Origin of the sequence: Botryobacter ruber (assembly GCF_003347595.2) — a bacterium.
In the GTDB taxonomy this organism is placed as follows: domain Bacteria; phylum Bacteroidota; class Bacteroidia; order Cytophagales; family Hymenobacteraceae; genus Pontibacter; species Pontibacter ruber_A.
Map to the genome: position 1 here is coordinate 31,192 of NZ_QCZK02000034.1, position 22,775 is coordinate 53,966.

Consider the following 22,775-nt stretch of genomic DNA (forward strand, 5'->3'; position numbering starts at 1 on the left):
AGGTTCACTAAAGTTGTAAATGAAGTTTAATCCCAGAATGTATTTACATAGTTCCACAAAACTATTCCTCTCTTTGTCATCCCCTACGGGGATGACAAAGGAATAATATTTATATTATTGCAGGTAAATACTATTTGGTATTACTATCAAACTTTGGTTATTGACCAGGCAATAAAAATAGACCGACTTTACAGCCGGCTATTCATTTGCTCCGTCTCACTTCCGCCAACTTTAGTTTCCGGCACGGTACTGTAAGCCGGAAGCAGGCCGCCTAAATCAATCGTAATGCTGTCGAGAATTACTCCCGGATCAATCATGTAAATTTTAAGCGTATGTTTTCCTTTGCTGAGGGGGTCGAATTTAGCGCTGCGCATGGCACTGTTGCTCAGTACATTTTGCTTCCATTCTTCGCTGCGGCCAACGGTTTTAAAATCAACTACCTGCACCGGCCCCTCATCTACTGAAATGCCATACCGCATGCTGTAGTCACTTGTAACCGGGTGAGTGGGCAAGGTAGAAACACGTACGGTTGGTGTGGCTTCCGAAAGCACATAAAAATCGTATTCCAGCACGGGAGCTGTCTCTTTAAGCTGGGCGGTATTGGTTACAAGCGGTGCGTTTAGCGGCAAGGCCATCAGCGATTTCCCGGTATGGCCCAATCCTTCCTGCAATTCCCAGCCGACAAGCTGCTTATCGTTTTTCCGGGTGAAGTTTTCGGCAAACATCGAAATGTACCCGTTGCTTTCTACAAAGCCCTGGTAATCTGCTAAGGCTGGCTCAGCAGGCGCCTGGGCACGAACGGCCAATTTCATGGTTTTGCCTGCTCCTTTAAAGGCAACGGCTCCATCCAATGCTTTTCCCTTTGGTGCTTTGCTCCAGTCGATGCTGACCCGGATGCGTTGCTGGTTCTGACCCAAAGCGGGTGTAAGTTCACCCCGGGCAGCTGAAAGCTGAATCCATTTATCAGAAGTTTTTGTTTTCCACTTTACCCGCTGCTCTTTTGAAAGGTAAATATCGACAAAGTATTCCTGGCTTCCCCAGGGAGTAAACGTTGGCAGCGCCAGCCCTTTGGCATCCTTTTTAAACAACACGGAATCTTGGGTGACATAGCCCTCCGGTGCAACATGCCAGGCATCAGCGGCGGACAGTTCGATGTTTGGCAGCTTAGGCTCCAGGTACACCGGCAGGTTGCGCGGCTTCATCGACATCATGCCTTTCCATTTGCCACCTGAAAGCTGGTTGTTGTAGTAATCTGTTTCGTTCACGATTTCGTCGTAGGCCTGCTTCGCGAGCGCTGCATAGTCTTGGGCGCTCAGTCTGTTTTGGCGGGCATAGTAGTGGGCTTTGTCCAGGTACAAGAACTTTTTGTTTATGTTCGAGGCGCCGACTACCGGGTAGTACACCAGCTGGTAAAAAGCAGCGGCATCTTCGGGTTTTACCTGGTGCCTGAGCGCTTTTACCTGCTGCTCCAGGGCCTCGTACCGGTCCAGCCGTTGCTGGGCTTCGTCGCCGTAGTAGAAGTGGTTGTAGGTAGTTCGCCTGGTCTGTGTCGTGGGCTCGGTCTGGCTCCAGCCCATGAATTCCGGACGGCGCTCGAATGCCAGGTTGTAGTACTCCCACAAAATGTTTCCTATTTTTTCAGCCTTGTCAGGACCGAAAATTTCCGAAGCCCAGTTTTGTAGGTGCGTTTTCACAGAACCGCTGTTCCGGAATGTTTCCGGGCGGTAGGCCATGTCCATAAACAGCGAGATGTTGTGCTCCAGCGGCTTGATGTCGCCTACGTTCAGCACCCACATTTCCTGCGCTTTCATGTCGTAGGCCTTCAGCATTTCTTCCCGGATCAGGGACGGATGGGTGGAGCTGAGCCAGAGGTAGTCGTGGGGGCGGCCCCAGTAGGAGGCGTGGTAGTACACCCCCGACCCGCCTGACCGCTGCTGCTCTGCGGGATTGCTCAGGCGGTGGATGTAGCCATAGTTGTCGTCGGGCCATACGATGGTGATATCCTCGGGCAGCTTCAGGCCTTTGTCGTAGATGTCCAGCACTTCTTTATAGGCCGTAAAAGCCTGCGGAACGGCTGCCACCTCTTTGTTGACATACTTTTTCAGAAGCGCACGCTGGTCGGCAATTATTTTTTCGAGCATAGCAGCCGCCTCGGTTGCATTTTTTGCCCCTTTCATGCCGCTGTCGTGCACGCCGCGCATGCCCACGGTATAGATGGCATCCAGCCCTTTGCTCTGCCTGGTCCGCTCCTCCCAATAGTCGTGCACGCGCTTGCGGTTGCTGAAGTAATCGAAAGAGCCCATGGTTTTCTCGTGCCACTCGTCCACGTTGTTGCGCAGCATGGGTTCGGCATGCGACGTACCTACAAAAATAGCATAATCGTCTGCGACTTTGGGGTTTCCGGGGTAATGGAAGAAGGCTTTGGTGCTCGGGTGCATGGCCGGCCAGATCAGGTTGGCTTTCAGGCGCAGCAGCAGCTCAAAAATGCGGGCATAGGTGTTCGGGCCAATATCCTTTATGTCGGTATCCATGTTCTGCGCTGCCCAGGGCTGCAGTCCCCAGTCTTCGTCGTTCAGGAAAATGCCGCGGTATTTGACAGCCGGAGGCCCCTGCACAACCAGTCCGTTTTTATAATACAGGTTTTCCTGCTTCGCCGGCGTTACATCGGCCCACCAGTTCCAGGGCGATACCCCCAGCAGGCGCGAAACCTCGAAGATACCAAAAGCGGTGCCCCTGCTGTCGCTCCCGGCAATGACAAGCGCTTTGGAGAGCCCCGGCAGCGGATTGTCTACAACCGAAATACGAAAAGCTTCCCACTGCCCTTTGATGCTGCTGATGCCGGTATTTTCATTTTCCGCCAGCTTGTCGATGAGCTTTGACTGCCCGATGGTACCGGCTATCACGGCGACACCTTTACCCGCATCACCCGCTACTCTTACTTCCGGGGCCAGCCCGGTAATACTCCGGATGTCGTTGCTGAAGGCTTTCGCTGCTATGCGTACGACTTCGGCATCGGCGGCATCCACCAGCACCGGTGTTGCTTTACCAGCCGCTACCAGCGGAAAAGCTTCGGGAGCAGTGGCTGTGGTGACTGCAGCAGTAATCTTTTTTTCCTGCGCCCACAGGTTTTGCCCCAGGAGCAACAGGACGAAGAGGAAGAAACAGGTGCGGGTATAATGCATACTTGTTTTCATTATGTTAAATTATCTTCTGAAGCAGAACCAGTCGGTGTTTTTAGGCTTTTATCAACTTGAAAAGCTTTGCTGCAGCTGCCACCATAGCCTCACCTGCTGCTTTTGGCGGGCTTTTCGAGGTTCATGACCACTGGTTTGTCGCGGTCGCAGGTGAGTTGGCCGTTTTCGAAGAAAAGCTCGGTAACCTGGATCACGCTTCGTTTGGCGGCCACGCTGTTGGCAGGTGCCGGGTTTGCTTTGGCTCTGCCGGGATGGGTGAAGTAGAAAAGATACGCCCTGTCGTTGCTGATCACCACATCCGGGTGACCGCCAATGGCCTGGTCGTCGGTGCCGGTGCCGGGTAGTTCCACCAGCCGCTCGTCCTGCGCCGTCCAGTTCAGCAGGTCGTCGGAATAAAACACGCCAAGTCCTTTCCACATATCAATGATCATCCAGTAACGGTCTTTCCAGCGGAAAACTTTTGGTCCCTCTCCCCTGGCGGCCAGTGCTTTTCCTTTGTCTTCCCAGTTATACAGGTCTTTACTGTCGGCGTAGTAAATGGATTTGCCGTCGCGCTCGTTGTTGTACCAGAGGCGCCAGGTACCGTCGGGCAGCTGAAACACACAGGCATCTATTACCTTGTCGTTCACCAGCTTCAGGGTAGACTGGTAATTCCAGTTAAAAAGGTCGGTGCTGGTGAGGTGGATGATGTTGCGGGGGTGGTTCCAGTCGGTAAATACGCCGGGCACATAAGTCAGGTACATGTGGTATAGCCCGTTATGCTCGATCACCTCCGGCGCCCAGTGCGTGTACTCCGAAATAGGCCGATAGTTGATGTTGGCTGTGTCGCGGTAGGTCCAGGTAGCGCCGCCATCCGTGGATTCGGCGATGCCGATGCGGGTGCCGTGCACCCAGGTTACGCCTTTGGCTGACTCGTCGGTTGCTCGCCGGTTGGTGTAGAACATAAACCACTTCTTTTCCTGCTTGTTCCAGATAAGCACCGGGTCGGCGGCGCCATCAAACACCGGGTCGCTGAAGAGCGGTTTTGGAGCCACTTTACCGGCCGTGGTGCTCCTGTTGGCTGCACAACTCCACAGGAGTGGCAACATCAGCACCAGTAGCAACAGATTATGAAAAGAGAAAATGCTCGTTTTGAGATTAGCGGGTCCGGCTAAGCTATTGTTTTTCATGCAGGTATGATGTTAAGGAATCACAAAGGAAACACACAGGCAACTTCAGAAGATTAAGTTGTGCGCTGCTTCAAACTGCTAACTTACTGTTGAAGCAAAGTTTTTTTATCCTGCGCTGTCCTGTTTCGTCTCCTGAAAAAAAGAAGTTTTTGACTTCTATACTTCCCTCAAAAATAAAACAGCCTCACAAGAGCAACTTTCTTGTGAGGCTGTTTTATTTAACATAACAAACAAACTACTCCTTCAACTCCAGCACCACAACGGATGCCGGTGGCAGCTTCACATTCAGACTGTTGCCGCCTTTCAGTTTTGCGTCCTTAAAATTGGCGGGTTTAATTAAATCGGGCTTGGCAAAGGTGTTGTGGTCGTTGATGTTTTTAGAAGCCAGTATACGCCCGGTTACACCTTTGTATTTCGCGCCGTTGATGTTGATGGAAACTTCCTGGTCTTTTTTAGAGTCGATGTTTACAAGCGAGATGTGCGTTACACCCTGCTTATCTTTAGAAGCTGAAGCTGAAACAGCAGGCAGGCTTTCGTTGCCCACGGTATAGTTGTTCGACTTGATTTCCAGGGGCAGCAGGAACGCGTCCTGGTGCACGTTGTACATCTCCATTACGTGGTAGGTTGGCGTCAGGAGCATCTTCTCCCCTTCTGTCAGGATGACGGCCTGCAGCACGTTAATGGTCTGCGCCAGGTTCGCCATCTTCACACGGTCGGAGTGCTTATGGAAAATATTGAGCGTAGCGCCCGCTATCATGGCATCGCGCATCGTGTTCTGCTGGTACAGGAAACCAGGATTGGTGCCCGGCTCCACTTCGTACCACCCACCCCACTCGTCCACAACCAGGGCTACGCGCTTGTTTTTGTCGTACTTGTCCATGATGGCAGAATGCTTGGTGATGAGTTCGTCCATGAACAGGGCTCTTTTCATGGTGGTAAAATACTGCTGCTCGTCGAATCCGGTAGCGGGGCCTTTTTTGGCCCAGTCGATAACGGAATAATGGTGCAGCGCCACACCTTCAATCAGGTTCTTGGGGATATTTTTCATCAGCACCTCCGTCCAATTGTAATCGGCGGAGTTGGCGCCGGAAGCAATCCGGAAAAGTTTGGAAGAGTTGTCCCAGTCGGTCACGAAAGTAGCGTATTTGCGGTACTCGTTCGCATAGTACTCGGGCGTCATGTTGCCGCCGCAGCCCCAGGCTTCGTTGCCAATCCCCCAGTACTTCACGTTCCAGGGCTTTTCGCGGCCGTTTGCCTTACGCAGTTTCGACATCGGGCTCTCGCCGGCAAAATTTACGTACTGCACCCAGTCCGACAGTTCCTGCACCAAACCTGTTGCCATGTTGCCGGCCAGGTAAGGCTCCGTGCCCAGCAGTTCGCACATGTTCAGGAAATCGTGGGTGCCAAAGCTGTTGTTCTCCGTTACGCCACCCCACCAGGTATTTACAATCGTAGGACGCTGTGCTTTTGGCCCGATGCCGTCTTTCCAGTGGTAGGTATCGGCAAAGCAGCCGCCCGGCCAGCGCAGGTTCGGAATCTTCAGTTTTTTAAGCGCATCCACCACGTCGTTCCGTACGCCGGCCGTGTTTGGAATTTTCGTGTTATCCTCACCTACATAAAAGCCATCGTAAATACTACGGCCCAGGTGCTCGGCAAAATGACCGTAGATGTGGCGGCTGATAACGCGGTTGGGGTCAGTTTTTGCCGTCAGTTCGCCGGTGTTCTGGCTAAAAGCGGCAAATGAACCCAACAGAAAAAGGAACGTCAGTAATTTTTGTTTCATCATTTTATTTAAGGTAAATAGGAAGTTGTGGTTATGACAAAGAAAATACAATACATACATCAAATCCTGCCCGTAGCTGCAAAAAAGCTGGCCGATAACAGCTGTCTATTTAGCTTTGCTCAAAATTAGGTGTATTATTAACAATTAAAAAACCTAACGAACATTTATTTTCTGGTATCAAAAAAAATGCGCCAATAAAATCAATGAACAGCTGTTTCAGATTTTAGCATTAAACCAGTATCTTGCGAGACAGTTAATAAGTGTAAGTTACACATTACATAACCTCCAGCCTCCCCGGCTTACTTTCAAACCAGAGTTAAATTAATCAATTTTAAACACACCCGCATGCTCGAATTTTCCAGTAGAAAAAACATCAGTTTATGGGCCACCACCTGCCTGCTTTCAGGATTGGCACTTACTAACTGTGCTCCCAAAGCAGGCACAGTCGCTACACCGGATGCAACGGCAGCCACCACCGGGCAGGTCATAGACCCTACCAAACGACCGGGCAACCCCATTATCTGGGATAAATATACCGCAGACCCGGCAGCACTGGTACATAACGGCACCGTGTACCTTTATGCCGGCCACGACCAGGCGCCGCCCCGCCGCGAAAGCTATATCATGAACGAATGGCTGGTATATTCTTCTACTGATATGGTGAACTGGAAAGAGCACCCGGTGCCCCTGGCGCCAACGGACTTTGCCTGGGCCAAAGGCGACGCCTGGGCTTCGCAGGTAATTGAACGGGATGGAAAGTTCTACTGGTATGCCACCGTCACCCATAAAGATATACATGGGAAAGCCATTGGCGTAGCCGTTTCAGATAGCCCAACCGGCCCTTTTAAAGACGCTATCGGCGCTGCGCTCATTACCAACGACATGACGAAGGATACCCAAATCAGCTGGGACGATATCGACCCTTCCGTTTTTATAGACGATGACGGGCAGGCGTACCTCTTCTGGGGAAATACGGTCCCTTACTATGTCAAGCTGAAGAAGAACATGATTGAGATGGACGGGCCATTTCAGAAGATAGAGGGTCTGCCGAATTATACGGAGGCGCCCTGGGTGCACAAGCGCAATGGCTGGTACTACCTGTCGTATGCCTACCAGTTCCCCGAAAAAACAGCCTATGCCATGAGTCGCAGCATCCATGGGCCGTGGCAGTTCAAAGGCATCCTGAACGAGATTGCAGGCAACTCCAACACCAACCACCAGGCCATTATCGACTACAAAGGGAAATCTTATTTCATCTATCACAACGGCGGCATTCCCACCGACGGCGGCAGTTTCAGGCGTTCCGTCTGCATCGATTACCTCTACTACAACCCCGATGGCACCATGAAGCGGGTCATCATGACAACGGAGGGTGTACAACCGGCTACTGATGCGGGCAAAAAATAGGCCGGTGCCCGTACTAAGCCCAGCAAGCCAAAGCTGGGCCTAGTACGGGCGCCACGGCAGCAACACTTAACAGCCTGACTATAAAGATGCATTCTAGTTTACAAGCAGGCTTTTATTTTATATTTTTTACCACGGCATAGTAAATGCTCAACCTGTTTAACAACTGTAAAACAGACAGCCACACAATAATTTCTACCACACCAGCCGGTTTTAAATGGGCTAATACCGTTTCAATGATGGCCTCATTTATTTGTGCAGGACTATGGGCTGCCGCCACAGTTAGAAGCAGTGCAGCAGCCTCCATTTCCGTAAATGGAAATTGTTGCTGAAGTGAAGTCATCACCTCCTTACACGCCGTATGATCGGCAGGTATTGCCATCTGTGAAAATTCAGCGAGCCTGTTAAACATGACGTCTTGTAATTCCGGCGTTATATGCGCAATCATACTTTTTACTTCGGCTGTAAGCGTATCATTCCACAGGAGGGTGCTAAGAATATAAGCGGCAAGCATTTTAGTTTTTAATCCGACGAGGGTGTGCGCTATATTTAAATTATCACGAAGAGACGTAGTTAACGCGCGTATGACACGGCCTTGGGTTATTGGTTTAAGAATAGGAAAAGAATAGCCGGTGTGCAGGTTCAAGAATTCTGCTGCCTGCTTGTAATTAGCCGGAACACCTTTTGTCCACTTTTTTTCCAGAAGCACTGCTCCCGGAGCCTGTCGGATTACCCGCAGAAAAGTAAATAGATTATCCTTTGGGGCCTTAGCGGCTTTGGTAACCAGGTAACCGCTGCCGGCATGTATTCCGGGTGCCCACCCGGTCTGTGCGAGCAATTCTGCAGTATCATTAATGGCTTCCTGTTCGAGTTCCACCCCCATCCCATTCATGAACTTATTCAGGAACCCCATCATGCTGATAGAAAATACCAGCCATTCTGTTTCTGACGGGGAGAAATGCTGCTTTACAGCCTCAACATCGGCAAGGGTTAACCGAGCAGGGATACCAGCCAATCCTTCAGCCAGGGTTACAACAGCTTGTTCCTTTGGGGTACGTGAGCCGGTGATGGCACCTGTACTTGCGCCCCGGCGCAAAGCAAACGAACAGGCATGAGCAGTGCAGTAAGCACATGCTGCTTTACTGGAGGCATACATGGCGAGCCCCATAGATGCTTTAAAAGACTTACTGCCAAAAAGTGTGTTGGGTAAATTAAACATATTTGGCACCAGCAGATTATAGGTCCTGAAACCAGGAGGCCATATTTCCAACACCGGATCGCAGTTCGGAATAATGCCTATCAGTTCTCTGACCAGAACCAGCAAAGGATTGTATTGCTTGTGTAAAGTTTCCCAATCTACCGCTACCGGTTTTAATGCTTCAGCCAGTGTTTTTGCCATGATCTGTTAATTATTTTTCACTCCTGCTTTATGCTTACTACCAATGTACTGGGCTATGGAGTAGCGTAGCTGCTCCATAAGTTGTCACATGTAATCATTAGCACGGGAACCAGTCATCGATTCTAATTAACTTCCCATCCTGGAACATCAGTAGCCAATGACCATCCGAAAGGGCTTTAGAAGGTGGCAGTGTAATCGCTTCTACTTCGCCTATTTCATAGACATTCATCTTGTAAATATTCTTGGCTGCATTTGGGAAGCTTTTTTTTATTTCTTCCAATGTAGTTGTAGCATTTAACTTCAGGCTTTTGCTCTGCAAAAACACACTTTTATTTTTACGAAAGTCTATACTTTGAAAATCTAAGGAGTCACCGAACTGCTCAAAATGGTAACCACCGTAATAGGCAAGCTTAGAATCCTGGCTTTTAAAATCAGATGGGCAGGTGTCGTCCCAATCGATAGTGGTGACACTATCTGGCTTACCCAAAAGACTATTGATGTTATCAATAGTTGTCGCTAAAGGAAATTTCCCGTTTATTCGGATACTTTGCCAGTCTAAAAACTCAGTATTTTCTCTCGCAGCATCAGCCTGAACTACTGGCTTGGCAGGTTCTATCGGCAATGAATAAGCTTGCTGTTCTGCTTCAGCGCCCTGTGTCTGGCAGCCTATAACTGAAGCCTGTAAAATGATTAGTAAAAGTTTGTTCTTCATGTATTTCTATTTTTGCCAAAGGACCGGGCTATAAACTGCCAAAGGCTGATGTTTTGGGTTTATTAGGAGTGGTTTTTCTTTTTTGCCATGGAGAGAGACTGATATATTAAAAGCAATAGCCTATAGAAGCCCCAAACTGCACATCTGGGTGGTCTTTTGAATATGTATTAGGGTCGGACAAGTCAAGATTTAAATATCTGCCATATCCTAAACTAATTTGTCCATCAAAGTTAATTTGGCTTTTAGTAAAATAAGTAAGTCCAAATGACCCGCCACCTCGGATAGAATGGCCTTGAAATTTTCTGGCACGCCAGCCAATTACGCTAACTGGACCACCCCACACTTCACCTGCTGTTTCAATAGTTCGATGCAAACTACCTGCATAAATACCACTGTATGGAATTAAAATTCCATAATCCAATTCCATATGATACTTCTTCGCTTTTAATAAGTATCCATTGTATTCATAATAACCAACAAAAGGGATGTAATTAAAATGTCCATGGACAAAAGAGCCTTCTAAACTAAATGACTTTGTAAAATTTTTTTCAATGGAGATCGTTGGTCTCTTTGCCACTAAATTTAAGACATTCGTTTTTACAATCCATTTACTTCCAAATGGTTCCGAAATTTCCTGCCCGTATAAAAAAAATGGCATAAGGCAGAAAAAGGAAATCACTAATGCTTTCATCAGGGTTTAAGTGCTTGTTTAATCATGCCTAACCATCAGAAATACATAATACCACCCATACCTCCGCCTATCAGACCTAGATGCAGATTCCTTACTGCGCCTCATATAGCTTTTTTTGCACCGGAACTGCGGAATTCTGCTTGCTTACCGACATGTAATAATTACAACAATATAAGCAAATAATTCAAAAACAAAAGCTCCATCCAACATTATATTTTTACCCACAGCGCATTTCAACAGAAGTTCCTTCAAAACTTTAATCTCTTCCTTGAAATAAATGGTACAGCGCCTGCCACCATAGTAGCAGTCGGTAACGCAACGGCAGAAAGGCTGGCACAGACGAGAGGCAAAGAAGCAGCGGCTTTTCGCTTGTCCGAAACTTAAAAGTTGCGGCGCAAAAAAAGCTTGGTCTCAAAACCGGGCTTTTGCAATTGTCACGATGGCTTTAGCACTGGCGGCTGTGACAGATGCAGGTGTAGCAGCTTCTCCAGATCAACCGGATCAGGGTACCACCTCCCGGTCTTCTGCCAGGCCAAAGTTTATTGGCGGAGTGTTGATGGGGAATGCCAGCAAAGGCAGATCCAGTTCGTGCAGCAACCGGCTTGTGACACTGCTTTTAAACAGATCCTGCCAGAACGTATGATGCGACACCGTAAAGGCAACCAGGTCAGCATTGAAACTCTGCACATAGTCTTCAATGCCCTTGGCAACATCTTTACTTTTTACCTGCGAAAATATCAGCTGCTGTTGCGAAAACTCTTTCAGCAGGCTTTTTTTTCTGCCATCAACATCAATGGCTTCCTGCAGCCCCGTGTTTTCGACATAAAGCACTGCTATGGTAGAATTATACTGATTTTTTGCCTGAACAAGTATCCTGAGCGCATTCTCTTCGTAGGGTTCCAGGGCAGTCGCATAAACTACTCTGCCAAACGGGTTGGATTGCGCACTTTCGGGAACTGCCAGCACAGGACAGGTTGCTTCCTTCAGCAACTTTTCGGTGGTTGTGCCAAATACTTTATTTAGGATGGAGGTTTGTTTCCTGCTGCCCAGTACCACCATTGTCACGGCTTTGTCTTTTATCAGTTTCTGCAACTCCTCCACTACGTTTCCTGCCTGTACCGTAAACCCAACCGGCACCTGCTCCGGGCTGTTAGCCTTCACCAACTGTGCAAAGTCCCTGAGTTTTACCAGGGCCTCCTGCTTTGTACCTGCTTCTTCCATCGCCAGAGCTTCCGGGTCGTCTTCAATATCTTCTTCTGCTTCCACAAACACAGGCGGATGGTAGATATGGCACAGCAGTACCTGCCCGTTGAGGCGGGAGGCCAGGTTTAACGCTACTTCCAGGGCCTTCAGGCAGGCGTTGGAGTAATCTACAGGAACGAGTATGGTGTTCATCTTTTGTTCTTTCGGCGGTTATCTAAAAAGTATCGGTTTTCTTTGACTTTGCCTGTGCTGGTCTGGCGCCAGGAGCAGAAAAGGATGCAGCGGGTAAAGCCATAATCGGCACAAAAATCTTTGCCATCAGGCGCTGGGTTAAACTTTGATTTAACAGCTTTTCAATAAAAGTGTGCCTGTTCGGGCTCAGGATGAGCAGGTCTGCTTTTTGCTCATACACATACTCCAGCACATCTGCATCCAGGTCTTCTTTTTGCTGAAAAATTACATGAAAGCTCACATCATACAATTCGCGGTCGAGCATATCCAGTCCATTTTGCGCCAGCGCATATTCTGCCTTAAGATCTTTGTTCTGATGAAGATGCAGCACATGCAGCCTGCACCGGAATGCATTTACAAAATCCCGAAGCTTCTGTAGCAGTACGGGTTCCGGCACATTTAATAAATCTGAGGCGTACACCACCGATTTCAGACCGTTAAACTTTCTTCCTTTTGGAACACCTATTACGGGTACCCGGCTATGGCGCATCACCGAGAGGGTAGTGCTCCTGATAACCGGCTCACCAGCCACTCCTGTTTCCAGCATGCCCATTACGATAAGATCGGCATCGTAGGCAGCAGTAGCACACATAATCTGCTCATAGGGTGCGCCGCTTTTGCAGACACAGGTAATGTTTACAGCCTTTTGGGGTAATACGTCTTTATGTTCCAAAAGTGTATGAAACCCGCTTCTGGTAACCGGGTGCTGCAACAGTTTATCGTTTTCCATGCCCACCGTACTATTGAATTTAAGTACAATATCCGAAGAGCAGTAGTTTTTCATTTTATGGATACGTTCTTCCAGTTCCCGGGCTTTTTCCTTCTCCAGTTCGTGCATCCGTTTTGGATCTTCATACAATACTGTTGATTCCAGATCGATGGAAAAAGCATTGAAAACCACTACCTGTAAATCTGCAAGGCGGGCAAGGTGCAGGGCGTACAGCAAGGTAGTACTACAGTCCTGCGGAGAATCTAATTTAAGAGGGACCAGTATAGTTTTCATAGCTGCTGGTTTTAGGAGGAGCAAATACAAACGAGGGTCGCTTTAACTGGCTGACCTACAGTAAAAATTTACGTATTCTACAGAAAAAAATATACTGCTATTCCGCAGCTTAATGGCTTTGTTTGTTTCTGTTTACCAGGAACAGCGCGAAAACAGGTGTAACCACGTTTAAAATTCCGAAAAATGGCTTCCTGGTATTCAAAGGAGGGCTCTTCTTACCCCTTAGGTGTATCGTTTATACCTGAAGAGGATGCCTATAATTTTGCTTTGTATTCCAAAAATGCCACGCAGGTTACGTTGCTGCTTTACCGGGAAGGAGACTATGTAAACCCCGTCGCTTCCTTTGATTTTGATCCCTTGCGGCACAAGTCGCAGCGCACCTGGCATTACCGGGTTAAACGATCCGAAATGGGCGGAGCTCGCTTTTATGCCTACCGGGTAAACGGCACATCCGGCTCCTGCACCCCCGCCTTCCGGTTCGACCCCGACAAAATTCTGCTGGACCCCTACGCGCGAGAGGTTTTCTTTCCGCCTGCTTTTAGCCGTACTGCTGCCGGCAGGCCCGGCTCCAACGCTGGCAAAGCGCCTTTAGGTTACCTGTATACCAATGGCGGGTTGTTCGATTGGGAAGGCGATAAGCCGGTGCACCATGAGCATGACCTGATCATTTACGAAACCCATGTCCGGGGCTTTACCCGGAACCCGAACGCAGGTGTAGCTGCCGAAAAACGAGGTACTTATGCCGGCCTCCTCGAAAAAATACCCTACCTGAAAGAACTGGGTATCACGGCTGTGGAACTTATGCCGGTGCAGCAGTTCGACCCACAGGAAAACAACTACTGGGGTTACCAGCCGCTCAGTTTTTTTGCGCCGCATAAAGGCTATGCCGCCAACCAGCAGCCTTCCGGCGATATCCTTGAATTTAAAACGATGGTCCGGGAACTGCACAAAGCCGGGATAGAAGTGATTCTCGACGTCGTTTACAACCACACTACCGAAGAAGGCAGCGCCGGCCCCACCTATCATTTGAAAGGCATCGACAGCACGACTTACTACTTACTGGACGATACGAAACAAAACAGCTTTGTCGACCTTAGCGGCACCGGCAACACCCTGCGTACCGACCACCCGGCTGTGCAGCACATGATCATGGACAGCCTCCGGTTCTGGGTGAAAGAAATGCACGTGGATGGGTTCCGGTTTGACCTGGCATCCATTTTTACCAGGCGATCGGATGGCACAGTGGGAGAAGCGCCAATTTTTTCAGACATTGCCACAGAGCCTGATTTTGCACAGGTACGACTGATTGCCGAGCCTTGGGATGCAGCAGGACTATACCAACTGGGGCGCAGTTTTCCGGGCATCAACTGGTTCCAGTGGAACGGCGGTTTCCGCGACGACCTGCGCCGTTTTGTAAAAGGCGACGAGGGCATGACCGGTGCGCTGGTGCAGCGCCTTTACGGCAGCGACAATTTTTTCCCGGACGATGTTTTGCATGCCTACCACCCCTACCAGAGCATCAACTACATAACCTCGCACGACGGTTTCATGCTTTACGACCTGGTTAGCTACAACGAAAAGCGTAACTTGTCCAACGGACACCACAACGCGGACGGCGAAAAAAACAACCTGAGCTGGAACTGCGGCTGGGAAGGCGATGCCAACGTGCCGGAGGAAGTGGTAAGGCTACGGAAGCAACAAGCCAGAAACTTTTTCACGCTGCTGCTGCTGGCAAACGGCACGCCCATGTTTGTAGCCGGCGACGAGTTCCTGCAAACGCAGCATGGCAACAACAACCCCTACAACCAGGACAACGATAAAACCTGGCTCGACTGGAACCGCCTCGTACAGATGCGCGACCACTTTGAGTTTGTTAAAAAACTGATCGCCTTCCGGAAGCGGCACCCCACTCTGGGCCGGAGCAGGTTCTGGCGCGAAGAAGTTACCTGGTTTGGCGCCAACGGCCTACCCGACTTCAGTGCTGCCAGCCACAGCATCGCGTATTTTCTCTCCGGGAAATCTCAAAACGATACCGACCTGTACGTGATGATAAATGCCCACTGGGAGAGCAAAGAATTTTCCTTCCTGGCACCCGGTCCCTGGTTCCTGGTCATCAACACGCAGGCCGCGTTTCCGGACGATTTCCTGGAGGAAGACCAGGTACCTGTACAGCAGCCAGTATATGAAGTAGGACCCCGCGCAGTTGCGGTGTTTGTGAAGCAGAAGGAAGATCAAAAGTAGAACTTGCAGGTTATCAGCAGGAGCTGTGGCAGCCCACGCATCAGTCTTTGATTAAGGTATGAAACCGGATATGTTTGGCAGAATCTTTACGTGTGATCAGCATCGGGATGGCAACACCACCGGCCAGGCACATCAGGATAAAAAGAACCTTCAAGCCGTTGTTAACCGTTTCGGACAGAACCTGGGTATAGGTATCCGGCTGAACCGTACCGGCTAGTTTTATCACGCCCAGCATCATGCGGTAAGCCAGAATACCAGGTACCATAGGTATAACAGCCGGAATGGCAAAAACCGGTGGCGGCGCATGCCGTTTATGCGCCGCCGGAATGCTCAGTAACCCGATAACAGCAGCCCCGGCCAGCGTACCCATCACAATGCCCAGGCCCAGGTGCATCGAAACCACTTTTGTTAACCCGCCGGCAGCGCCCATCAGGTAAATGGCTGCCATGGTGCGGGTGGGCACGCTAAACAATACCCCGAACCCCAGTGCAGCCAACCCGAACCAGATGCTTTTTTCCAAAAGTAAAATCCACTCCATCATCGCTTAGAACTGATATATTACAGTTGAGGTTAACAAGCCCAGGGCAATGCAAAATGAAATGATCAGCCCGCTCAGCCCGCGAATCAGTGCATTCTGCAGGTTACCCTCTATCAGGTCGGAGAAGGAATTGATCAGCGGCACCCCTGGTATGAGAAACAGCACGCACGTAACAAAAGCAGGTTCATGGGTGTTGCCAAACCCGAATTTCACGAAAAGTCCTGCAATTAGCGAAGCCGTTAACGAGGCAAAATATACACACAGGTACGGGTTAAACTGCAGCTTGTGCGACTCCTGCCGCACAAACAAACCTACGGAGGTTGCAGCAAAAACAATCAGCATGTCCTGCAGCGTGCCGCCCGCCAACCGGCAGAAGGAAGCCCCGGCAAGCCCCACCAGCGTCAGGATCACCCACCTCGGGTAGTGCGGCAGCGAAAGCAGGCGGTCCAGTTCTTTTTTAATCTGGGCTACGCTCAGTTTTTCGTCTACTACCCGCCAGCTCAGGCGGCTGATGCCGGTCACGACTTTAAAATTAACGCCATGCGGCGGCGTCCGTTTCAGGCTGTTGAAATGGTAACAGTTCCGTTCGTCGCTTATTGTAAGCATCAGCGACCGGTGCGAAATCAGCAGTTCGGTTTTATAACCATAGGCATCCGAAATCCGGTTCAGGTTGTTGCGGATGCGCCCTGTATTGGCTCCTGAACTCATCAGGATAGTACCTATCTCCAGCAGAACTTTCCCCAGGTCTTTGATAAGATGTTGATCTGTAGCATTCGCAAATTGTTCCGCATCGTCGACGACCACAATTTGTCCATCGTAGTATTGCACTGCGCTTTCTTTATTTTCCACCTGATGCTTTTGATTTTTTTAACGGTAAATTCCGATGCCCTCAACAGAATTTCGCCGATCTAACTATTTAGAATTAGAAGTTAAGGCAAAGCGGCTTACCGCCTCCGGAGGAAACCAAATTAATAAAATTTGAGGGCAGACACATCATTAGTTTTACATTCAGGCTGCATACACTTTATTCTGCGGGGTTTCTTTCCCGGCCTTAAGCGAAAATCTTAATTCGAGGTACAGCCTTTTTGCTTTCACGTGCAGCACGAAGCTGTCGAACGTGTTCCTGAAATGCTGCAATCCCGCTCCTTCGAGTATCCCCAGTTCCGCTGTGTTCCGCAATTCTTCCGACAGCACCTCGTCTTTTACCACAACAACCTCGTGCACAATTCCCACTTTTACAAATGAGCATTCCAGGGCATTGTTTACCTCTCTCAACAGCATCACGTTGCTGTTTGTTAATCCTTCGTAAAGTTTTCCTAACTCTCTCATAGTATATCAGGTTTTTCAGGTTTCGGAATGCAGCGGAGAGCAGGCGTTTGCAAAACACGAAGGCTTCACAAATAAAAGGAAAGGATTACCGGCCAATCCATTTCAGTTCATCGGTTAAATGAATTTTTTAGAAATTTTTCTCACCTCCTGCTCAAAACAAAGTTGCTGAAAACAGATGAGTAAAAATATGACATTTGTCAACTTTTTTAGTTTTTTTTGAATTAACAAATTATTAAATAATGAGTTAGAAAACTGACAAGGAACATATCATTGGAATATTACAACTTACCAGTCCCGTCTTCGCCCGTTGGCAACCAGGTTTTTAATGACTGCCTCAAACTATCGCTTGTTAGTGTGTTATCAGCTTTCCGAAGCTTTCCGGCAGGAAAAAGCAGGCAGGCTACGGCCGGTGATAATGATCATACAGGCGCATGACACAGGTCATCTGAAAAGGACAGGTAAAAAGCTAGTTTTACATTCATAAAACACGAACCATTTACTTCTCCTGCTATGGAAACCATACTATGCCCTGCTGATTTCTCGCTGTGCTCCCAGAATGCGGTTAAATACGCACATGAACTGGCGCAGCTCATGCGGGCGCGCCTGCTGCTTTTCCATTGGGAGCCCGCCACCGCTAAACCGGTTGCTGTTTTGAGCAACGGCCAGGAGTACGCCGACCAGCTGCACGATGCCCCTGACCAGCCACACCAGCTGGAAGCCCTGGCCTTAAAGCTAAAAAATGATTACCCGGAAAGCACTGTGCCGGTAGAAGTTATTCCGCCTGGCGGACCGGGAGGAGATACCTTAACAGAACTGTTCCGGCAGGAAAAGATTGACCTGGTAATTGTCGGGTACGACATGCAGGAGGAGTTCCAGCAGACATTTACAGCTACAGACCTGGCCGTTACGATTGAAAAAGCTTCCTGCCCTGTGCTCATCATACCACAGCAGGCTACGTTTAAGCCGATCTGGAAAATTGTGTATGCCACCGACCTGAAAAGCGAACCGGCCGCCGACTGTGCTTTTCTCCTCCGGCTGGCGCACCTGTTCAATGCTGAAATTATGCTGTTGCATGTGCTGGCACAGGATGGTGCGGGTGCCCGGGAACTTGCCATCGAAGCGCTGCAGAAGGTGTACAGCAAGCTGCCGTACCGCAATGTTTCGTTTTACATAGAGGCCAGCGAGGTGGTGGAAGCCGGCATCAGTGAGTTCATCAGTAAAAACAATGCCGATATGCTGGTGGTAAGCAACCACCCCAGGAAAAAATGCCAGCACCTGCTGGCAGGAAAATTTCCTCATAACACAGCCTATCATATGCAGCTGCCGCTTCTTATCAGGCAGACATCGGCACAATAAAAAGTCAAGCTTCCGTTTTTCAGCCTTTTCCGGTTTCCAGAATTCTGCTGCAGCAGCCACCACAGCCACTGCTCCTTCCCTGCACCGCATTCCGGGAGCAGCACCTAAAATTCAGCCCGGGTATACCAGCATCAGGTGCTGGAAAAGCAGCCCAGTAACTTTCCGCCGGCGGCTAAACCTCTGCCTTTGTTCTGCAGTATCACATAATAAATTGTCCGGTGCCTGGCATTGGGCTGGCTAACCCTAAACTGCTAAAACGATGAAAGACTTTATCATTCCCTTCAAAGAAATTACCATGGACCATGTTCCGGTTGTAGGTGGAAAAAATGCATCACTCGGAGAAATGTTTCGGGAATTGTCGGCCAGCAACATCAGGATTCCGGATGGTTTTGCCACCACGGCTACAGCCTACCAGGAGTTTATACAAAGCAACCAGCTGTACGATAAAATTGAAAAGTTACTGGAAGCACTGGATACGAAGGAATTCACCAACCTGAACGAGACAGGTGAAAAAATACGCCAGCTAATCCTCAATGCCCGTTTCCCGGATAACATCGCCAACGCCATCAAACAAGCCTACCAGGACCTGGCCAGCCAGTACGAAGGGCCGATCCAGGTGGCAGTCAGGAGCAGCGCTACCGCCGAAGACCTCCCCAATGCAAGTTTCGCGGGCCAGCACGAGTCCTACCTCAATATTTCCGGCGAAGAGCAGGTGCTGCACGCCTGCCTCCGCTGCTATGCCTCGCTATTTACCAACCGCGCCATTAAGTACCGGCACGACCACGGCTTCAACCACATGAAAGTTTACCTCTCGGTGGGGGTGCAGAAAATGGTACGGGCAGATGTAGGAAGCGCCGGTGTCTGTTTTACCCTCGATCCGGAATCGGGCTTCGACCAGGTGGTTTTTATTACCGGCAGCTGGGGGCTGGGCGAAAATGTGGTGCAGGGTACAGTGAACCCGGATGAGTTTTACGTGTTCAAGCCAACGCTCCGCCAGGGCAGGAAAGCCATCATCGGCAAGAAAATGGGTACGAAGGAAAAAACGATGGTCTATGCCGAAGACAACCCGGATCAGCCTGTCCGAAACACCGATACTCCCGCCGAAAAACGCAACCTGTATGTTTTAAAAGACACCGAGGTAAGCCTGCTGGCCGAGTGGGCCGTGAAAATTGAAGAGCACTACGGTCGCCCCATGGACATAGAATGGGCAAAAGACGGCGAAACAGATAAAATTTTTATCGTACAGGCGCGTCCCGAAACCGTGCATAGCCAGAAGCAGAAACAGCTGAAGTACAAAACCTACGCCCTGAAAGAAGAAGGTAAAAAACTTACCAGCGGCAAAGGCATCGGGCAGCGCATCATCAGCGGAACAGCCCGTATTCTCAACTCCCCGCAGGAGTCGGACCAGTTGCAGCCGGGCGAAATCCTGGTCACCGACATCACCAACCCCGACTGGGACCCGATCCTGAAAAAGGTGTCGGCTATTGTGACGAACAAAGGCGGGCGCACCAGCCATGCCGCTATCGTGGCCCGGGAGTTGGGCGCGCTGGCCGTGGTAGGCACCGGTAATGCCACCCAGGTAATAGAGGATGGCCAGACGCTTACCATCTCCTGTGCCGACGGCCAGAACGGGCTGGTGTATGCAGGCAAACTGGAGTGGGAAGAAAAAGAGCTCGACTTTGAGCACCTCGGGAAGCCGCAAACGCAGGTGATGCTGATTATCGGCGACCCCGACAACGCCTTCGAGCTGGCCTCCTTCCCAACCGACGGCGTTGGCCTGATGCGGCTGGAGTTCATCATCAACAACAGCATCCGGATTCATCCGATGGCCCTCATCAACTACAACGATCTGAAAGACCAGGAAGCCAAAGCCTCCATAGATGAACTGACCCATCACCACGAAAACAAGGAAGATTATTTTGTCGAGAAACTGGCACAGTCTGTTGCTACCATTGCTGCTGCCTTTTATCCCAAAGATGTGATAGTGCGCATGAGCGACTTTAAAACGAACGAGTACGCCAACCTGATCGGGGGCAAGGAATTTGAACCAAAAGAAGAAAACCCCATGCTGGGTTTCAGGGGCGCCTCCCGCTATTACAACCCCCGCTACCGCCAGGGTTTCGGCCTTGAATGTAAAGCCATGAAAACCGTGCGCGACGAGATGGGCCTGACCAACGTAAAGCTCATGATCCCGTTTTGCAGGACTGTGGAAGAAGGCCGGAAAGTGCTGCAAATAATGGAAGAAAACGGGCTGAAAAGAGGCGAAAACGGGCTGGAAGTGTACGTAATGGCCGAAATTCCGAGCAATGTGCTCTTAGCCAAAGAGTTTGCCGAAATCTTTGACGGCTTCTCGATCGGCTCCAACGACCTGACACAACTTACCCTGGGCATCGACCGCGACTCCTCCATCATCAGCGAGCTTTTCGACGAGAACAGCAATGCCGCCAGAACCATGATTTCCATGGTGATAAAAGCCGCCCGTGAAACCAACACAAAAATTGGACTTTGCGGGCAAGCTCCGAGCGACTTCCCGCAGTTCGCGAAATTCCTGGTGGAGCAGGGCATCGACAGCATCTCCTTCAATCCGGATGCTTTGCTGCAGGGAATCAAAAACATACTGGCGGCCGAACAGGAATCGGCAAAAACCAAAACCGCTTCTGCAAGTTAATTTTAATTTTAACCCCAAGTAAGCAAAACGATGCAAAGCTGAACTTTATTTTAAATAACTCGTAATAAAATATAAAAATTACAAGTACCGAATTCTTTTGCCGAGGTATTCAGTGGCACGACTGCTGACATATCGTTCTTCACCCGCCACTACACCACACGCAATCGTACAGATAAACTGATTGCACTTACCACTACGTCTGATTTCCCGGAGCTGACTGCCTCCTCCGGATATCATCAGGCGTTTATCACAGATCCTGCAATTGTCTCGACGCGCCAACCAACAAGAAAAATAGAAACTATGTCAACATATATACAAGAAATAAGACAGGCTCTAGCGGTAACTGTTACAGACGAGGACATAAAAGCCCTGGTAGATACTACACGCAAAAAAGCCTTACACAACGCTTCCATAGCAGCAGAATTAAAAACACTTCCCGAAAACAACGGCAAAGCTTTGTTAAGCATTAAACATTGTTACAGTCTGTACCAGCTCTGGCGGATTATCCTGCTGGGGAGCAGCAGCAACGAAAAAGAGGCAACGCACGTGCTGCCCTTCATTTCGCTGAATAATTCCATTCACTGGCTGCGTATTATTTTTAATACCCTGGACAACCACTTCAGCGGCGAAATAGCCGAGGTGGGAAAAATAAATGCCCTGCACTATTTTAACCTGTTTATCAATGATGGAGCAGAAGAGCAAGCACCCACGGACAACAGCCACAACAACAGCAGTTATACCATTACCTGCGCTGCACAAATGTTACTTTGCAGCTCATTAGCCCTGAACTGGATAAACAGCACACCTTTTTTCTTAACCTGATCGCTGGCTGCTAAAACGAAGAGAAGTGTAAAACGTATCGGTAAAAAAGGTAGTGATGGCTTTAACAGCCGGCATCTAAGACCAGCTACCTGAGCAACAAAACGCTAAACTTATGAAAAAGATCCTCGCCCCCATCGACTTCTCCGACTGTGCAGCCAATGCCATGCATTACGCGGCAGCGTTAGCAAACCAGACCAGAAGCACGCTGGTTTTAGTGCATATCATTCCAACGCAGGTGGTGGCGCCAACCATGGTACCGGTTGTACTTACGGAACCCAATTCCGAAACAAAAGCCCATTATACCGGCATGCTCGATGATATGGCACAGCACATCCTGTCGGTAAACGAGTTCCGGTTTAAAGTAGACACCATTTGCCTGGACGGGGTTTTCCTGGACAAAATGCTGAAGCTGATCCGGACAGAGCAGCCCGACCTGGTGGTGATGGGAACCAGGGGCGCCAACTCCGCACTCGATAACCTGATCGGCACCAACACATCTTCGCTCATCATGGAGTCAACATGCCCGGTGCTGGCGGTACCTGAAAAGGCCCATTTTCATAATGTTTACAAAATTGCGTTCGCCTCAAACCTGAAAGATAACGAAGATACTTTCCTGCGACAGCTGTTCCAGTTTGCACAACCCTTAAATTCCGAAGTCAGCATTATCAACGTGAAAACGGAAAAACATCCGAGGTCTGATTCTGATGACAAGGTGATTGAATACATTACCGGTCATTTCCCTGCAAACAAATACTCCATTGCCCAGATAAAAGGAGAAGATGTGATAGATGGCATCAACACTTTCCTGCAGGAAAACAAGATCGACATCCTGGCGATAGCCATGCATGAGCATGGTTTCTTTGAGGGGCTTTTCCACGAAAGCGTTTCCCGTGAACTGATCCTGCACTCCTCCGTACCGCTGCTGGCCCTGCACGAGCGGGATGACAGGCGCTCCAATTCCAGAGAAATGGAGATGGGGGCAAAAGCTACGTAAGCCTGCTGCCTGTTACCCGAAACCTGGCGCTCACCTTC

The 22,775-nt window shown here is 49.5% G+C and carries 17 protein-coding genes; 6 read left to right on the forward strand and 11 right to left on the reverse strand.

Annotated elements, in window-relative coordinates; translation table 11 throughout:
- Positions 1 to 188: 188 nt before the first annotated feature.
- The 3 genes from DCW36_RS09730 to DCW36_RS09740 all read right to left on the reverse strand — a co-directional run bounded on the left by DCW36_RS09730 (position 189) and on the right by DCW36_RS09740 (position 6,146).
- On the reverse strand, positions 189 to 3,194 hold the full coding sequence (locus tag DCW36_RS09730) for a glycosyl hydrolase 115 family protein (RefSeq protein ID WP_240676114.1): 3,006 nt from the start codon (positions 3,192 to 3,194) through the stop codon (positions 189 to 191).
- A gap of 89 nt (positions 3,195 to 3,283) precedes the next feature.
- On the reverse strand, positions 3,284 to 4,363 hold the full coding sequence (locus DCW36_RS09735; RefSeq protein ID WP_205702905.1) for a family 43 glycosylhydrolase: 1,080 nt from the start codon (positions 4,361 to 4,363) through the stop codon (positions 3,284 to 3,286).
- Positions 4,364 to 4,598: 235 nt separating this feature from the next.
- Positions 4,599 to 6,146 (reverse strand): alpha-N-arabinofuranosidase, encoded by a 1,548-nt coding sequence (locus DCW36_RS09740; protein ID WP_114783226.1) that lies wholly within the window; start codon positions 6,144 to 6,146, stop codon positions 4,599 to 4,601.
- A gap of 345 nt (positions 6,147 to 6,491) precedes the next feature.
- Between DCW36_RS09740 and DCW36_RS09745 the strand changes: the two genes are divergently transcribed.
- Positions 6,492 to 7,553 carry a glycoside hydrolase family 43 protein gene (locus tag DCW36_RS09745; RefSeq protein ID WP_114783203.1) on the forward strand — a complete coding sequence of 354 codons (1,062 nt, stop codon included), beginning with the start codon at positions 6,492 to 6,494 and terminating at the stop codon, positions 7,551 to 7,553.
- 112 nt (positions 7,554 to 7,665) lie between these two features.
- On the opposite strand, the gene DCW36_RS09750 is transcribed toward DCW36_RS09745, so the two are convergent.
- The 5 genes from DCW36_RS09750 to DCW36_RS09770 form a co-directional block, all read right to left on the reverse strand.
- A complete protein-coding gene (locus DCW36_RS09750) occupies positions 7,666 to 8,949 on the reverse strand; it encodes a carboxymuconolactone decarboxylase family protein (RefSeq protein WP_114783204.1) in 1,284 nt (427 codons plus the stop codon).
- Positions 8,950 to 9,046: 97 nt separating this feature from the next.
- Positions 9,047 to 9,661, reverse strand: coding sequence for a hypothetical protein (locus DCW36_RS09755; protein ID WP_114783205.1), 615 nt, complete (start codon positions 9,659 to 9,661; stop codon positions 9,047 to 9,049).
- A 106-nt stretch (positions 9,662 to 9,767) separates the two neighbouring features.
- A complete protein-coding gene (locus DCW36_RS09760; protein ID WP_114783206.1) occupies positions 9,768 to 10,352 on the reverse strand; it encodes a DUF3575 domain-containing protein in 585 nt (194 codons plus the stop codon).
- A gap of 501 nt (positions 10,353 to 10,853) precedes the next feature.
- Complete coding sequence (locus DCW36_RS09765) at positions 10,854 to 11,747, reverse strand: universal stress protein (RefSeq protein WP_114783207.1); 894 nt, start codon at positions 11,745 to 11,747, stop codon at positions 10,854 to 10,856.
- Between the two features lie 22 nt (positions 11,748 to 11,769).
- Positions 11,770 to 12,789 carry a universal stress protein gene (locus DCW36_RS09770; protein WP_114783208.1) on the reverse strand — a complete coding sequence of 340 codons (1,020 nt, stop codon included), beginning with the start codon at positions 12,787 to 12,789 and terminating at the stop codon, positions 11,770 to 11,772.
- Between the two features lie 183 nt (positions 12,790 to 12,972).
- Here DCW36_RS09770 and DCW36_RS09775 point away from each other — a divergent pair, with 183 nt between their 5' ends.
- The gene (locus DCW36_RS09775; RefSeq protein WP_114783209.1) at positions 12,973 to 15,030 is read left to right on the forward strand and encodes a glycogen debranching protein; all 2,058 of its coding nucleotides are present in this window, start codon (positions 12,973 to 12,975) and stop codon (positions 15,028 to 15,030) included.
- A 40-nt stretch (positions 15,031 to 15,070) separates the two neighbouring features.
- Here DCW36_RS09775 and DCW36_RS09780 read toward each other — a convergent pair whose 3' ends face one another.
- From DCW36_RS09780 to DCW36_RS09790, 3 genes are all read right to left on the reverse strand, one after another.
- On the reverse strand, positions 15,071 to 15,571 hold the full coding sequence (locus DCW36_RS09780; protein ID WP_205702906.1) for a threonine/serine exporter family protein: 501 nt from the start codon (positions 15,569 to 15,571) through the stop codon (positions 15,071 to 15,073).
- Positions 15,572 to 15,574: 3 nt separating this feature from the next.
- Positions 15,575 to 16,417 (reverse strand): threonine/serine exporter family protein, encoded by an 843-nt coding sequence (locus tag DCW36_RS09785; RefSeq protein WP_205702907.1) that lies wholly within the window; start codon positions 16,415 to 16,417, stop codon positions 15,575 to 15,577.
- Between the two features lie 159 nt (positions 16,418 to 16,576).
- Positions 16,577 to 16,897 (reverse strand): hypothetical protein, encoded by a 321-nt coding sequence (locus tag DCW36_RS09790; protein WP_114783211.1) that lies wholly within the window; start codon positions 16,895 to 16,897, stop codon positions 16,577 to 16,579.
- Between the two features lie 510 nt (positions 16,898 to 17,407).
- Between DCW36_RS09790 and DCW36_RS09795 the strand changes: the two genes are divergently transcribed.
- The 4 genes from DCW36_RS09795 to DCW36_RS09810 all read left to right on the forward strand — a co-directional run bounded on the left by DCW36_RS09795 (position 17,408) and on the right by DCW36_RS09810 (position 22,737).
- On the forward strand, positions 17,408 to 18,253 hold the full coding sequence (locus DCW36_RS09795; RefSeq protein WP_114783212.1) for a universal stress protein: 846 nt from the start codon (positions 17,408 to 17,410) through the stop codon (positions 18,251 to 18,253).
- A gap of 259 nt (positions 18,254 to 18,512) precedes the next feature.
- Positions 18,513 to 20,921, forward strand: a complete 2,409-nt coding sequence (ppsA, locus tag DCW36_RS09800) for a phosphoenolpyruvate synthase (RefSeq protein WP_114783213.1) — start codon at positions 18,513 to 18,515, stop codon at positions 20,919 to 20,921.
- A 300-nt stretch (positions 20,922 to 21,221) separates the two neighbouring features.
- Positions 21,222 to 21,743, forward strand: a complete 522-nt coding sequence (locus DCW36_RS09805) for a hypothetical protein (RefSeq protein WP_125185459.1) — start codon at positions 21,222 to 21,224, stop codon at positions 21,741 to 21,743.
- Positions 21,744 to 21,855: 112 nt separating this feature from the next.
- Positions 21,856 to 22,737, forward strand: a complete 882-nt coding sequence (locus DCW36_RS09810; protein WP_114783215.1) for a universal stress protein — start codon at positions 21,856 to 21,858, stop codon at positions 22,735 to 22,737.
- Positions 22,738 to 22,775 lie beyond the last annotated feature (38 nt).